The sequence below is a fragment of the Micromonospora sp. NPDC048843 genome, assembly GCF_040649965.1.
Classification (GTDB): Bacteria; Actinomycetota; Actinomycetes; order Mycobacteriales; family Micromonosporaceae; genus Micromonospora; species Micromonospora hortensis.
The window spans coordinates 1-13,721 of the sequence record NZ_JBEZGJ010000189.1 but is presented as its reverse complement, the minus strand read 5'-3'; the positions used below and the strand labels follow the sequence as shown (position 1 = coordinate 13,721).

At 73.8% G+C, this 13,721-nt stretch carries 12 protein-coding genes; 4 read left to right on the top strand and 8 right to left on the bottom strand.

From position 1 onward, the window contains the following. The first annotated feature begins 160 nt into the window (after positions 1-160). A complete protein-coding gene (locus AB0C20_RS30675; protein ID WP_357181036.1) occupies positions 161-526 on the top strand; it encodes a PadR family transcriptional regulator in 366 nt (121 codons plus the stop codon). Beyond that, positions 523-1,509, top strand: a complete 987-nt coding sequence (locus tag AB0C20_RS30670) for a hypothetical protein (protein ID WP_357569265.1) — start codon at positions 523-525, stop codon at positions 1,507-1,509. Before AB0C20_RS30675 ends, AB0C20_RS30670 begins: the two co-directional genes overlap by 4 nt. A gap of 54 nt (positions 1,510-1,563) precedes the next feature. Here the strand turns inward: AB0C20_RS30670 and mptB (AB0C20_RS30665) are convergent, their stop codons facing one another. Genes mptB (AB0C20_RS30665) through AB0C20_RS30645 form a run of 5 tightly spaced genes read right to left on the bottom strand, consistent with a single transcriptional unit; the run spans position 1,564 to position 9,953 of the window. Next, entirely contained in the window at positions 1,564-3,054 is a 1,491-nt protein-coding gene (gene mptB, locus AB0C20_RS30665; protein WP_357181042.1) for a polyprenol phosphomannose-dependent alpha 1,6 mannosyltransferase MptB, read from the bottom strand. 14 nt (positions 3,055-3,068) lie between these two features. Then, on the bottom strand, positions 3,069-4,469 hold the full coding sequence (mptB, locus tag AB0C20_RS30660; RefSeq protein WP_357569264.1) for a polyprenol phosphomannose-dependent alpha 1,6 mannosyltransferase MptB: 1,401 nt from the start codon (positions 4,467-4,469) through the stop codon (positions 3,069-3,071). A 48-nt stretch (positions 4,470-4,517) separates the two neighbouring features. Continuing rightward, positions 4,518-6,131 (bottom strand): hypothetical protein, encoded by a 1,614-nt coding sequence (locus AB0C20_RS30655; protein WP_357569263.1) that lies wholly within the window; start codon positions 6,129-6,131, stop codon positions 4,518-4,520. Continuing rightward, positions 6,124-9,186, bottom strand: a complete 3,063-nt coding sequence (locus AB0C20_RS30650; RefSeq protein WP_357569262.1) for a bifunctional [glutamine synthetase] adenylyltransferase/[glutamine synthetase]-adenylyl-L-tyrosine phosphorylase — start codon at positions 9,184-9,186, stop codon at positions 6,124-6,126. The genes AB0C20_RS30655 and AB0C20_RS30650 overlap by 8 nt, the downstream gene beginning before the upstream one ends. After that, positions 9,186-9,953, bottom strand: coding sequence for a type 1 glutamine amidotransferase (locus AB0C20_RS30645; RefSeq protein WP_357181054.1), 768 nt, complete (start codon positions 9,951-9,953; stop codon positions 9,186-9,188). Before AB0C20_RS30645 ends, AB0C20_RS30650 begins: the two co-directional genes overlap by 1 nt. A gap of 102 nt (positions 9,954-10,055) precedes the next feature. Here AB0C20_RS30645 and AB0C20_RS30640 point away from each other — a divergent pair, with 102 nt between their 5' ends. After that, positions 10,056-10,991, top strand: a complete 936-nt coding sequence (locus AB0C20_RS30640; protein ID WP_357181057.1) for an LD-carboxypeptidase — start codon at positions 10,056-10,058, stop codon at positions 10,989-10,991. Positions 10,992-11,180: 189 nt separating this feature from the next. On the opposite strand, the gene AB0C20_RS30635 is transcribed toward AB0C20_RS30640, so the two are convergent. Next, positions 11,181-12,068, bottom strand: coding sequence for a virginiamycin B lyase (locus tag AB0C20_RS30635; RefSeq protein WP_357569261.1), 888 nt, complete (start codon positions 12,066-12,068; stop codon positions 11,181-11,183). Positions 12,069-12,250: 182 nt separating this feature from the next. Here AB0C20_RS30635 and AB0C20_RS30630 point away from each other — a divergent pair, with 182 nt between their 5' ends. Continuing rightward, the gene (locus AB0C20_RS30630) at positions 12,251-12,721 is read left to right on the top strand and encodes a hypothetical protein (protein ID WP_357181618.1); all 471 of its coding nucleotides are present in this window, start codon (positions 12,251-12,253) and stop codon (positions 12,719-12,721) included. A 140-nt stretch (positions 12,722-12,861) separates the two neighbouring features. Here AB0C20_RS30630 and AB0C20_RS30625 read toward each other — a convergent pair whose 3' ends face one another. Next, on the bottom strand, positions 12,862-13,245 hold the full coding sequence (locus AB0C20_RS30625) for a VOC family protein (protein WP_357181063.1): 384 nt from the start codon (positions 13,243-13,245) through the stop codon (positions 12,862-12,864). 149 nt (positions 13,246-13,394) lie between these two features. Continuing rightward, positions 13,395-13,721, bottom strand: a 327-nt coding sequence (locus AB0C20_RS30620; RefSeq protein ID WP_357569260.1) for a DUF3866 family protein, incomplete at its 5' end; no start/stop codon positions are given.

Below are 13,721 nucleotides of genomic sequence, written 5' to 3'. Positions count from 1 at the left end.
ACGACGCCATCACCTTGTCGTTCGCGTACGCGTCACCGGAGACCAGGTCCTTGTAAACCGGGAAGAAGCCGAGGCTGCTCGCGAAGCTCTGTGCGCGGAGCCGGCCCGGCTCGCTGTGCGCCGCCCCCCGACATACCTTCGCGTCCGATATATTGCTCGCGTGGACACACCTCTACGCGAACCGACCTTTCTGATCCTCACCGCGCTGGCCGCCCAGCCGATGCACGGCTACGGGCTGATCGGCGAGGTCGCCGCCCTCTCCGACAACCGCGTGTCGCTACGCCCCGGGACGCTCTACGGGGCGCTCGACCGGCTGGTCGACGCCGGCCTCGTCGAGGTCGACAGGGAAGAGGTGGTGGACGGCCGACTGCGTCGCTACTACCGCCTCTCCCCCGGCGGTGAGACCACGTTGAGCACCGAGACCCAGCGGCTGCGCCGCAACGTCGAAGCCGCCACCACCCGGCTGTCCAAGCGGACTCGCGCCGCCCTCCCGACCACCCCCCGCACGGCCGGAGGCTTGGCATGAACGACCTGGAACGCCGCTACCTCCGGCTGCTGCGCGCGTACCCCGCCGACTACCGGCGCGCCCGCGGCGCCGAAATCGTCGGTACCTACCTCGACCTGGCCACCAGTGACCAACGCTGGCCGGCGCCGGCGGACGCCGCGGACCTGGTGCGCGGCGGCCTCCGCCAGCGGCTGCGGGCCACGGGCGTCACCGACCTGATCCCCGGGGTACGCCTCGCGGCGCTGCTCGCCCTGGTCACCGCGAGCGCTCTCGCCGGCGTCTGGGGTACGGCGGAGCTGCATCCGTCGCCCGTGGAGTGGGGCGTCCCCCACGTCGGCCCGTTCGTCTCACTCGGTGTCGTCACGTGGGCGGCGTGGCTGCTGGCGGCGGTGGTGATCGCCGTCGCGCCGAGCCCTGTCGCCCGGTGGGCCATCAGCCTCGCGCTCCTGCTCACGATTGCGCTGCCACCGGTGGCCGCGGCGCTCGACGCACCCCGACCGCCGCTGATGGTGCTGCTGCCGCAGGTGGTGCTGGGCCTGCTGGGGCTTGCCCTGCCCGATCGACCCTCCCGGGCGATCCGCCTCGCACCGGCGCTGTCCGCGCTGTTGGCGGTGGTGGCGACGGAATTCCTGCTGGGCTTGGATGCGGTCGGCACCTACTACGGCGCCACCTTGGAGATCTTCCTGCCCACCGTCGGCGGACTGTTGCTGGTCGTCGGGGCTCTGCTGGCCATGGGTCTGGCACTGGGCGGGGACACCCGCGGCGGCTGGGCGCTCGTCATACTGCTCACCCCTGCCGGCTTCCTGGCGGTGCCCGGCCTGGCTGACAGCTTTGGCCCGACATACGGCACCTTCACGTTCACGGAAATGGCCGTGACCTCTGTCGCCGTCGCGCTCGCCGGTCCGGCCACACTGTTCCTGGCCGTTCGGTTCCGCTCCCTCCGGCCCTCCAGCCCTCAACCCTCGGGCCAACAGTGCCCCACCTGCGGCGGCGCGCGAGCCTAACAATGACGATCATGAGGTTGGCGGGGCGTTCCGTTCAGATTGCGCCCGTCAACCTCATGATCGACGGCGGCGGCCGGCGCGCAGGGTGCGGACGAGCACGGTCAGGAGGAGGGCAGTCATGGCCAGGGCACCGGGTGCCTTGGTGGCGCGGGCCAGGTTGGTGCCGTCGGGCAGGGCGAGGAAGGCTGCCGCTGCCGTGGGCAGCACGAACCACGTCGTACGGGCGGCGGTGAGCGCGAGCAGCGCCAGGGGCCAGGTCGCGTACCAGGGGTGGAAGACCGGCGATAGGACGACGGTGGCGACCAGCGCCAACGCCGCGCCGTGCAGCGCCACCCGGGACCGCGCCACCCGAGGACGCCCCGCCTGCGGAGCCGCGACCTCGTTGAGCCCGCGCAGGGTCTGCCAGGCCCGCCACCAGAGCACCAGCAGCACTCCGACGAGCAGTAGCAGCGCGACCGCCCGGACCACCGGCACCGCCTGCGGGTCCCGGCCGACCAGCGCGCCGACGTAGTCGACCACGAAGCCCACGGCGGTGGGTGGTGACGTCCACTGCTCCGAGTCGCCACTGTGGGTCAGCCCGCCCACCCAGCCGAAGCCGAGGCCGGACACCGCCGAGGTGACCAGCAGCGCGGTGAGCAGCCCTCCGGCCAGCCAACCACAGTGGCGTACCAATGCCCGAACTGTGTACCGGTCGGGCATCCCGGCCAGCACGGCGAACGGCACCACCACCACGGCGCTGGCCTTCACAGTGACCGCCAGTCCGAGCAGCGCTCCGGCCAGCAGCAGCGCCGCCGGCCGACCTGGTCGACGGACCACTACCAGTAGTCCACACAGCAGCAGGCCCAGCATCACGGCGTCGTTGTGCGCGCCGGCCACCAGGTGAACGCCGACCAACGGACCGGCCAGCGCCAACCAGACCGCCCGCCGGGTCGGCACCCCGGCCGCCCGTGCCAGAGCGGGCAGGCAGAGCGCGACCAGCAGAAGCCCCACCACGGCGATCACGCGCAGCGCCACGATGGTGCCGGTGAGCCCGCCGCCGAGGCCGACGGCGAGGGCCGCGAGCAGCATGAACATCGGCCCGTACGGTGCCGGGGTGTCCCGCCAGATCGGCGCCACAGTGTCCAGCCAGGGGCAGCCCGCCGCCGCCACCCCCACCGTGTACGGGTCGACGCCGTGCGCGTACGTCCAGCCCTGGCAGGCGTACGAGTAGACGTCCCGGCTGCCCAGCGGTGGCGCGACAAGCAGCGGTAGCGCCCACAGCCCGGCGGTGACGTACGCCCAACGGGTCGACGGCGCGCCCTCGCGCAGCGACCACCACGCCCCGACCAGCAGCACGGTGCCGATCAGCCAGCAGGTCAGCGTCGCCGGGCCGTCCGGGGTTCGCCAGATCGACGCTGGTGTCACGCCCAGCGGGGCGTCGGGCAGCGCCCCGCCGAGGTATCCGGCCACGGCGAGCAGGATCGCGCCGACCAGACCCGCGTACCGGGCACCCGATGACGCCAACGACACGGGCGGCGGCGCAACAGGCGGGCCGGGAGCCGTCACCGGCGCACCTTCCCTCAATCGACGGCGACCGGCTGACGGGCCGCCCGAGCCGACCGTACCAACCGGATGACCAGCACGATCACCAACAGCGTCATCAGCGGCGCCCCGACCGTCTTGGTGTACCGGGGAAACCCGGTGCCGTCGGGCAGCACCAGGAAGGACGCGACCACTGCGACAACGATGAACCATCTGGTGCGCTGGGCGGTGGCCGCCAGCACGAACAGCGGCCAGGTCCAGTACCAGGGATGCACGACGGGGGCGAGCGCGACGGTGAGGGCGAGCGCGAGGCCGGCGTGGTACAGCGGGTCGCGGGTGCGGGCCCGCCACCAGAGCCAGACGAGCAGTACGGCCAGGAGGACCACGGCGATCCCGCGGGTGACCGGCAGCGCGTCGATGTGACCGCCGAACAGCGCCGCGACGTACCCGGCCGTCTGGCCCACTGCTGTCGACGGGGACGTCCAGGCGATGGCGGCGCCACTCTGGGACAGTCCGCCGACCCAGGCGAAATCCAGCCCACCGGCGACTGTCACACCGACAACGGTGGCGACGGTGCCGCCGACCACCCAGCCGCCGTCACGAATCAGCGTGCGGATCCGGTACGGCCCGGCGGTGGCCGCCAGTGCGGCGAACGGCACCACCACCACGGCGGTCACCTTGATCGCCACCGCGAATCCGAGGAGCAGCCCGCCGACCAGCAGCATTCCGCGTCGGCCCGGGTGCGTCGCCACCACTGCCAGCCCACCGACCAACGCGGCGAGCATCAGCGCCTCGTTGTGGGGGCCACCGATCAGGTGCGCGGCGACCAGCGGGGAACCCAACGCCAGCCACACCGCCCGCTTCGCCGGCACACCGGCCCGACGCGCCAGCGCCGGCAGGGCCCACGCGGCGACGGCCACGCCGACCAGCGACAGCGCACGGAACAGCACGATGCTGGCGGTCAGCGAACCGGTGGCCTTCACCACGGCGCCCGCGATGAGCACGAACAGCGGCCCGTACGGCGCCGGGGTGTCGCGCCAGATGACCGACACCGTGTCCAGCCACGGGCAGGGCAGCGCGGAGACGCCCTGTTCGTACGGGCTGATGCCGCCGGCGAAGCTGGCGCCCTGGCAGGTGTACGCGTACACGTCCCGGCTGCCGAAGGGCGGCGCGATCAGCAACGGCAGCAGCCAGAGCCCGACGGTGACCAGTGCCCACCGCGTCGAGGGCCCCCCGTCACGCAGCGCCCACCAGGCGTACGCCATCAGGCCGGTGCCGACCGCCCAGGCGGCGAGGATCAGCGGGCCGTTGGGCCCCTGCCAGATGCTGACCGGGGTGCTGCGCAGGGGGCCGCTGGGAAACGCGCCGCCGAGGAAAGCGGAGAGCGCGAGCAGCATCGAGCCGGCCAGGCCGGTCCAGCGCGCGAGGTGGGAGGGCACGCCGGACATGCTGCCAGCCCGCCGGTGGGAGGCCGACGGCAGGCACTGTCAGCAGTGGCGCGCCGGTGCCAGCCCACTGGAGATCGAGTAGTCGCCGGCGACGCGGACCCGTACCTCGGTCCACCCGTCCGCGCCCGGTCGCAGACAACCGTCCGGGCCGTTCAGAGTGAGCCAGCGTGACCAGCGCACCCGGACCGGCACGTCCCCGGGCGTGGCGGTCAGGCGGACCGCGCCGCGGTCGGCGGCGACGAGGTGACCCGGGGCACCGACCAGCGGAGTCGGATCGACCACTGCGTACATCTGCCACGTCGGGTCACGCCAGACCTCCCGCAGGTACGGCAGGCCGGCGCGGATCAGCGCGGCCTCGTCACGGCCCCACCGGTCGGCGGGTGCGTCGGGGGCGAGCACCACGTAGCTCACCGCCTCGTGCCGCAACCACTGCTCGTACGTCTGCGCGTTCAGGTTGCCGTCGTAGAACAGCGCGTTGCGGTCGCTGTCGACCTGGCGTTCCCAGCCTCGGGCCAGTGGCACCGTCGGCGGCAGGTACGCGGACTCCCAGTGGTCGCGCAGCGGCACCACCTCGACCCGCCCGGCCGGCTGCCGCCTGTCGAGTTCGGCGACGAGCGGCTGGTAGAAGCCTTCGGCGCTCTCCGGGGCGCCGGCCCGGGTCACGTCGCTCGTCATCACCGGGGACTGCCACCAGACGGTCGCGGCGAGCAGCCCGGCCAGCCACGGTCCCGGCAACGCGGCGTATCCGGCCAGCACGGGCACTGCGAACAGCATCGGCAGCCGTAGCGCGTTGGAACCGATCGGGCTGGGCACGTAGTACGCCCCGATCAGGAGCAGCACGGTGAGCACCGCGCCGACGCGCAGTACCCGGCGGCGACGCGGCAGTACGACCGCCACCAGCACCGCGAGCGCGACGTTGATGCGCATCGACTCGGCCGAGTACGGCTGGGTGCCGCCGTTGCCGAAGACGAACGCCATCGGGGCGAGCGTGACGGCGGGCGCCACGGCCAGGACGAACCCCTCGGCCAGTGGTCGCTCGGCTCGCCAGCCTCCGGGCAGCGGGCGGCCCGGCCCGTCACCGGTGCGCAGCGCGCTCAGCAGCAGCGCCGCGCCGGCCAGCCCGGTGAACAGGCCGGCGACCGGGCTGGCCGCCGTCGCCAGTGCGGCGCAGACGGCGGCGAGCGTCAACCGGAGCCAACGCGGTGGGCGTTGCGCGCTGACCGCGCAGAGCGCCAGCAGCCCGAACGCCAGCCCGACCGCGAAGGTGATGCGACCGCTAGCCAGGTTGCCGACCAGCACCACAGCGCCGAGGACGCCGGCCAGCAGTGGTCGGCGGGCCCGGTTACGGGTGAACAGCCAACCCAGCGCGGCAGCACCGACCACGGCGGCGACCGCCCCCAGCGGACGCACCCCGATCAGCGCGCCGAACCTGGCCGTGAAGAGGCTGTAGCCGTACTGGTTGACGCCGCCGTACCAGCCGAAGTCGACCGGCGCGGCCCCGTACCGCTCGGTGAACTCGGCACGGGCCACCTGGGCGGCGAGGTCGGTGCCCATCGGCGGCGCGAGGAGGAACGCGACGGCGAGCAGCACCGCCACCCCGGTCGCCGTGCCCGCGATGCGTAGCCCGGTCGGGCGCGGCGACGCGTCAGGCATCGAGGACCCGTTCGGCAGCGGCGCGGGAGCGGCGGCCGGTGCGCAGGTACTCGTCGAGGAACTCCCCCGGGTCGTCGCGGCCGAGCAGCCGGGCCACCCCGGCCAACTCCACCCCGTGCCGGGGCAGTTGGTCGCCGGCCCGGCCCCGGACCAGCATCAACGCGTTGCGGACCTGCGCGGCCAGGGCCCAACCGGCGGCCATCTCCGCGGCGTCCGTGCTGTCGATCAGGCCGGCCCGCTCGGCCGCCGCGAGGGCGTCGAGGGTACGCGTGCCGCGCAGCGCCGGGTTCGCGCCGGCGTGCCGGAGCTGGACGAGTTGCACAGCCCACTCCACGTCGGCGAGCCCACCGCGACCCAGCTTGGTGTGGGTGGCCGGGTCGGCGCCGCGGGGCAGCCGTTCGTTCTCCACCCGGGCCTTGATCCGCCGGATCTCGACGACCTGCTCGCGGGTCAGCCCGTCGGCCGGGTAACGCACCGGCTCAATCATCGCCTCGAACTCGGCGCCGAGCTCGGCGTCGCCGCAGACGAACCGGGCGCGCAGCAGAGCCTGGGCCTCCCACACCCGCGACCAACGGGCGTAGTACTGCGCGTACGCGGCGAGGCTGCGTACCAGCGGACCCTGGCGGCCCTCCGGTCGCAGGTCGGCGTCGACGCCCAGCGGCGGGTCGGGGGCGGGTACGCCGAGCAGCCGGCGCAACTCCTCGGCGACGGCGTGCGCGGCGGCGCTGGCGGCACTCTCGCTGGTGCCCGGCGGCGGGTCGTAGACGAAGAGCACGTCGGCGTCGGAGAGGTAGTTCGACTCGTACCCGCCGAGCCGGCCCATGCCGATCACCGCGAACCGCAGCCCCGCCGGTGCCGGCTGGCTGGCCTGAGCGGCCCGCAGCGCGGCGGCCAGTGTGGCGTCGGTGACGTCGGCGAGCGCCGTACCGACAGCGGTGATGTCGGACAGCCCGCGGGCGGGCCGGTTCGCGCCGTCCGCCCGGGTGGGGCTGGGCGCGAGCGCGCCGGCCCGGCAGAGCACGTCGGCGCAGGCCACCCGGACCAGTTCGCGACGTCGCAGAGCGCGCACCGCGCTGGTGGCCTCGACCGGGTCGGTGTGCCGGGCCGCCGCCGCCAGGAACCCCTCCCGCAGCACCTCGGGCGCGCGTGGCGCCAGCTCGTTCTCCTCGGCCAGCAGCCGCAGCGCCTCCGGGTCGCGGGCGAGCAGGTCGGCCACGTACCGGGACAGGGCGAGGACCCGGGCCAGCCGACGGGCGACCGGGCCGCCGTCGCGCAGCAGCCGCAGATACCAGGGGGTGCTGCCCAGCTTGTCGGAGACCTTGCGGTAGTTGAGCAGCCCCCGGTCCGGCTCCGGCGCGTCGGCGAACTCGCTGAGCAGCACCGGCAGCAGGGTGCGCTGGATGGCCGCCGTGCGGCTCACCCCGCCGGTGAGCGCCTGGAGGTGACGCAACGCCCCGGCCGGGTCGGCGAAGCCGAGGATCTCCAGGCGGTTCCTGGCCGCCTCCGGGGTGAGCCGCAACCCGTCGGCCGGCACCCGGGCCACCGACTCCAGCAGCGGCCGGTAGAGCAGTTTGGCGTGCAGTCGGCGTACCTCGGTGGCGTGGGTGACCCACTCGGCCCGGAAGCTCTCCACGGCGCTGCGCCCCGGCGCGGCAGTGAAACCCAGCGCGGCGGCGAGCCAGCGCAGCGCGCCCGGCTCGGCGGGCACCGTGTGCGTACGACGCAGGCCCTGGAGTTGCAGCCGGTGCTCGACGCCGCGCAGGAAGCGGTAGCCGCGCAGCAGGGCCTCGCCGTCGGCCCGACCGACGTAGCCGCCGGCGACGAGCGCGCGCAACGCCGGGATGGTGCCCGGTGGGCGCAGCGTCTCGTCGCCGCGACCGTGCACGAGTTGCAGCAACTGGACGGCGAACTCGATGTCGCGCAGCCCGCCGGGACCGCGCTTGATCTCGCGCTCCAGCTCCTTCGGCGGGATGTGGTCGATGATCCGGCGGCGCATGGCGCGGACGTCCTCGACCGCCTCGGGTCGCTCGGCCGCCCGCCAGACCAGCGGCGCGAGCTGGTCGATCCACTCCTGGGCCAGCGGCAGGTCACCGGCTGCCGGGCGGGCCTTGAGCAGCGCCTGGAACTCCCAGGTGCGCGCCCACCGCCGGTAGTAGGCAAGGTGGCTGGCGAGGGTCCGCACCAGCGGGCCGCGGCTGCCCTCGGGGCGCAGCGCGGCGTCCACCGGCCAGGCGACCAGCCCGCAGATGTAGATCAACCGGGTCGCCACCAGTGTCGCGGCGGACAGGTCGGCGTCCTCGGCGGCGACGAAGATGACGTCCACGTCGGAGACGTAGTTCAGCTCGCCGCCGCCGCATTTTCCCATCGCCACTACCGCGAGTCGGGGCCGCTCGGTCCCCTCCGCCAACTCCGCGACAGCGATCTCGTACGCCGCGGAGAGCGTCGCGTCGGCCAACGCGGAGAGCGCGGCCATCGTCTGCTCCAGGCCGCGACCGCCGGTCAGGTCGGCCGCCGCGATCCGCAGCAATGCCAGGCGGTACGCGGTCCGCAGCGCCGCCACAGCGTTGCCGCCGTCGGCAGGCTCCAGCCGCCCCTCGGCGATCGGAGCGAGCCCGTCCGGTGCGGTCCGCAGCGCCTGGTAGTGCTCGGGGTGGGCCACCAGGTGGTCGCCGAGCGCCGCCGACGCGCCGAGCACGGCGATCAACCGCCGCCGTAGCCCGGGATCGGCGTGCACGTCCGCGAGCAGCGGCGATCCGGCGCCGCCTTCGGCGGTGCGGCCGTCGGCGATCCGGCTTCCGGCGCCGCCTTCGGTGCTGCGACCCTCGGCCTCCACGATGCGGTGCAGTTGGCGCAGCGCCAGGTCCGGGTCGGCGGCTCGGGACAGCGCGGCGAGCAACTCCGCGGCGGCCTCGTCGACCGGCTCCTGCTCGGCCGGTCGCCACAGCCGCAGCCCTTCCGGGCCGAGCAGGTCCGCGGCGCGCGCGCCGCCGTCGCCTTCGGCGGTGCCGAAGCCGTACCGGGCGAGCCGTCCCGGTGCCCTGGTCGGCCGGCTCATCAGTGCCCGAGCAGCGGCAGGCCGCGCCGCGTCGTGCTGTCGTCCAACTCGCCGAGGGCCAGCGCGGCGAACCGGGCGGCGAACGGCTGCCAGACCTCCTCGACGTCGGGCAGCACCGAGGCGCAGGCCGCGACCACCAGCTCCGGGTCGTAGCCCAGCTCGGCGAGTTGGGTCGAGTCTTTGGCCCAGTCGGCGATCATCGCCGCGTCGCACTCGATGTGGAACTGCAACCCCCACGCCCGGTCACCGAGGCGGAACGCCTGATGCGGGTAGCGGGTGGAGGCGGCCAGCAGGGTCGCGCCCCGAGGCAGCTCGGTGATCTCGTCGGCGTGCCACTGGAGCACGTCCGGGATCAGCGGCACGTACCGGAACAACGTGTCGTTCTCGGCGGCGTCGCGCCGGCCGACCACGCCGGGGCCGATCTCCGGCCCGGACGGGCTGCGCTCCACCAACCCGGCGTGCGCGGTCGCGAGCAGTTGCGCGCCCAGGCAGACCGCCAGGGTCGGCACCCGGTACCGGACCGCCTTGCGCAGCAGGCCCTCCACTGCGGGAAACCACTGCGCGCCGGGCGAGCCGTCCGGCAACGGGTACGCCTGTTGGTCGCCGCCGAGCACCACCAGCGCCGCGTACCCCTCCAGGTCGGCGGGGAGCTCGTCGCCGGCGTGCGGGCGCACCACCCACAGGTCCAGCCCAGCCTCGGTCAGCCACTCACCCAGCCGGCGCGCGTCGTCCGTCGGGTCGTTCTCGATCACCAGCGCGGTTGCCACAGGTCGAGGCTAGCCGGTACGCCGCACGGCACCACGCCCCGGCACGGGCCCGCCCGCCGGGTGGCGGCCCGGCCATGGTCGGGGTGATTAGGCTCTGCGGTTGTGATCAGCGAGGACACCACCGCCGTACGCCCGCCCGTGCTGCGCCCGGGTGACACGGTGCTGCTGGTGTCGCCGTCCGGGCCGACCTCGCCGGAGCGGGTCGCCCGGGGCATGGAACTGCTCACCGGCTGGGGCCTGCGCCCGGTGCCGGCGCCGCACGCGTACGCCCGCCACGGCTACCTCGCCGGCACCGACGACCTGCGCGCCGCCGACCTGAACGCGGCCTTCGCCGACCCTGACGTGCGCGGGGTGATCTGCACTCGCGGCGGCTACGGCGCCCAACGGATCGTGGACGCCATCGACATGGCCGCCGTCCGCCGCGACCCGAAGGTGGTGGCCGGCTTCTCGGACATCACCGCGTTGCAGTTCGCACTGTGGCGGGGCGCCCGCCTGGCCGGGGTGCACGGCCCCGGGGCGGCCTGGCGCGACGAGCGGACGCCGCTGCGCTCCGCCGAATCCCTGCACGCGGCGCTGATGACCACCGAACCGGTGTCGATCACCGCGGTCCCCACCGAGGAAACCTTCGGCGTACGCGTCCCGGGTCGCGCCACCGGCACCCTGCTCGGCGGCAACCTGTGCATGATCGCCGCGTCGATCGGCACCCCTGACCTACCCGACCTGACCGGTGCTGTGCTGTTGATCGAGGACGTGCAGGAACCCCCGTACAAGGTCGACCGGATGCTCACCCACCTACGTCGGGCCGGTGCGCTGGACGGACTGGCCGGGGTGGCGGTCGGGCAGTTCACCGACTGCGGCGACGGTTGGGACACCACAATCGTCGACGTACTCACCGAACGCCTCGGCGACCTGGGCGTACCAGTCCTAGGCGGCCTCCCCATCGGCCACGGTCCCAACCAGCTCACAGTCCCGGTAGGCACCACCGCCACCCTCGACACCACCACCGCCACCCTCACCGCAACCCCAGCAGTCCACTAACCCCCACCCCGCCCCGCGCCCCCTCCCGACCCGCGCCCCCTCCCGACCCGCGCCCCCTCCCGGCTCCCCCCGGTGATCAAGAGGTTTGCGTCATGTTCGGGGCGGATCCTGACGCAAATCTCTTGATCAACCAGGTCGGGGGCGGGGGGCGGGGGGATCGGCGGGTTGGTGGGGTCGGGCGGGGGTCGGTCAGAAGGTGGGTGGGGTTAGGTGGGCTACTGCGCCGATTTCCAGGGCGGCCCAGATGCCGGTGGAGGTGCGGGTGATGCCGTGCGGTTCGGCGTTGGGAGTGGGTAGGGCGTAGCCCTCGATCCGTCCGGTGGGGTCGAGGTGACCGATCCGGTTGGCGCCCCACTCGGTGAACCACGCGCCGCCGTCCGGGTCGGCCACTATCGCGTGCGGGCGGGCCGCCCGGTCCGGCAGCGGGAACTCGACGATCTCGCCATCCGGGTCGATCCGACCGAGCTGACCGGCGGCGATCTCCACGAACCAGATGACGCCGTCATCGCCCACTGTGATGCCGACGGGGCCCGCCTTGACGGTGGGTAACGGATGCAGCGTCACCCTGCCGTCGAGATCGATCCTGCCGATCGCATTGGCCTGGTTGAGGGTGAACCAGAGAGCCCGGTCCGCGCCAGCAGTGATCATCGAGGCGAATCCCCCGGTCACCGGCAGCGGGAATGCGGTGTGGGTGCCGTCGGTCTCCACCCGGCCGATGGTGTCGGAGGTCATCCCGGCGTACCAGAGCGCGCCATCAGGCCCCGCCGCGATGCCGCCCGGCCCGGTACCGGCCGGCAGGGCGACGGTGCGCTGCTCACCGTCGACGGTGATCCGACCGATCCGGTCGTCTCCCGAGCGGGTGAACCAGAGCGCCCCGTCCGGCCCGGCCGTGATGATCAACGGGCGACCGCCGGCCGGATCCAGCGGGTAGGTCCGGATCGCGCCGTCGGGCGACAACCGGGCGATGCCGCCGGCATGGGCCAGCGTCAGCCACAGCGCGCCGTCCGGGCCAGGCGTGATGCCGTACGGCCCGGCGCCCGGCTCGACGAGTGGAATCTCCCGCATCTCGACGGTCATGCCACGGTGTCCTTCCGTCGGTGGATCGTCCACCCTGACCGCTCAGCCAGCGACCACACAACCCGATTTCGCCCAGCGCCTCGATTGTCAGCTCGCTGACAGGGTCGCCACGGCTTCCGCCCAGACTGCCCGGTCACTGTCGGTGATGACAGCGCAGGATGACCGAACCTCTGGAGGACAGCATGTCCCGCACCATCCGTAGGAAGCACCTGCTGGCCGGCCTGGCCACCGCCGGCGTCCTCGGCGTCGGGATCGCGGCCCCGACGATCGCGTTCGCCGCCGACACTCCCACGCCGACACCGAGCGCCAGCACCGCCCCGGCTCCCGACACGGCTCCGGGTGCGAAGGCCGACCGGCAGGGCGAGTTCGCCGACGCGCTCGCCAAGGAACTGGGCGTGCCCACCGACAAGGTGACCGCCGCCCTGGAGAAGATCCGCGAGCAGCACCGCCCAACCGACCGCCCGCAGCGCCCGTCCGCCGAGGACCGGCAGGCCGCGCTCACGCAGCGCCTGGACCAGGCCGTCAAGGACGGCAAGCTCACCCAGGAGCAGGCCGACGCCATCACCAAGGCCGTCGAGGCCGGCGTCTTCCCCGGCCCCGGCGGCCACCGCGGTCCGGGCGGCCACCACGGCGCTGGTACGCCCGGCAAGTAGTCCGGCGAGCCCGGCCCCGGCAGGCACCAGCAGGCCGGGGCCGGCCTTGGCCTGTCGTACCCGGGGCAGGCCCGGTCCGCCCTGTCGTGCCGACCCCACGGCCAGGCCAGCCGGGGATCAGCGCGGCCCCGGGAATGGGTTCAGGGCTGCGGGGGCGGGGGCGTGAACACGCCCAGGTGGTTGCCGGCCGGGTCGAGTAGGTGGGCCAACTTGAGACCGCTCGGTGCCGTACGCGCTGGCACCAGCACCCGGCCGCCGGCCGCTTCGGCCTGTCGGCAGGTCTCCGCCACGTCGGCGACTTCGGCGTAGAACACGGCATAGTTCGGCGACGTACCGTCGGTCGCCCGGATCGCCCCACCGATCCCGCTGTCGCCGCCGGCTCCGGTCACGCGGTAGGACCCGCCGTTGGTCGAGCCCTGCTCCTCGAAGGTCCAGCCGAACAGCTCGCCGTAGAACCGCTCCGCGTCCTCGGGCCGGTCGGTGCCGATCTCGAACCAGGTGATGGGCGTGGTGGACCTGGACATCTACTGCCTCCAGAATTTCCGGTGCCGGCCGTTCGGCCGTCGTCTGGAGCAGTCTCGGGGCCGTTGGCGACAGCGTCCTGTCGGTGTTTCCGGATCACCCAGCGGGGTTTTCACGACGACACCCGGGCCGACTGCGCCGCCGACGGGTCTCAGACCAGGCTCAGCGGGCGGACCCGCTCGTGCGGGATGTCGAGATCCGTCAGGCGTAGCTCCCGGGCCACCACGTCGGGCAGCGTCCAGACGCTCCGGATCCGGTCGGTGCGGAAGCACCGCAGCTCGTCGCGCAGACGGCACCAGGCGACCAGGTACCAGTGTCGGGAGTTGCCGAGGTAGCCGAGCGGCTCGACGTCACGGGTCGAGTCGGCGCCGGCGCGGTCGGCGTCGGGCACCACCAGCTCCGCCGGGGCGAGCGCCACCCGACCGTACGCGGTGAGGCTGTGGTGCGACACGCCCCGGTGCCGGGGGCGGGGGTCGGC

Excerpts from the sequence above, each read along its gene's own strand:
- AB0C20_RS30670 (WP_357569265.1), top strand. The coding sequence starts at position 523 with ATGAACGACCTGGAACGCCGCTACCTCCGGCTGCTGCGCGCGTACCCC.
- AB0C20_RS30655 (WP_357569263.1), bottom strand. The coding sequence starts at position 6,131 with ATGCCTGACGCGTCGCCGCGCCCGACCGGGCTACGCATCGCGGGCACG.
- AB0C20_RS30650 (WP_357569262.1), bottom strand. The coding sequence starts at position 9,186 with ATGAGCCGGCCGACCAGGGCACCGGGACGGCTCGCCCGGTACGGCTTC.
- AB0C20_RS30635 (WP_357569261.1), bottom strand. The coding sequence starts at position 12,068 with ATGACCGTCGAGATGCGGGAGATTCCACTCGTCGAGCCGGGCGCCGGG.
- AB0C20_RS30630 (WP_357181618.1), top strand. The coding sequence starts at position 12,251 with ATGTCCCGCACCATCCGTAGGAAGCACCTGCTGGCCGGCCTGGCCACC.
- AB0C20_RS30625 (WP_357181063.1), bottom strand. The coding sequence starts at position 13,245 with ATGTCCAGGTCCACCACGCCCATCACCTGGTTCGAGATCGGCACCGAC.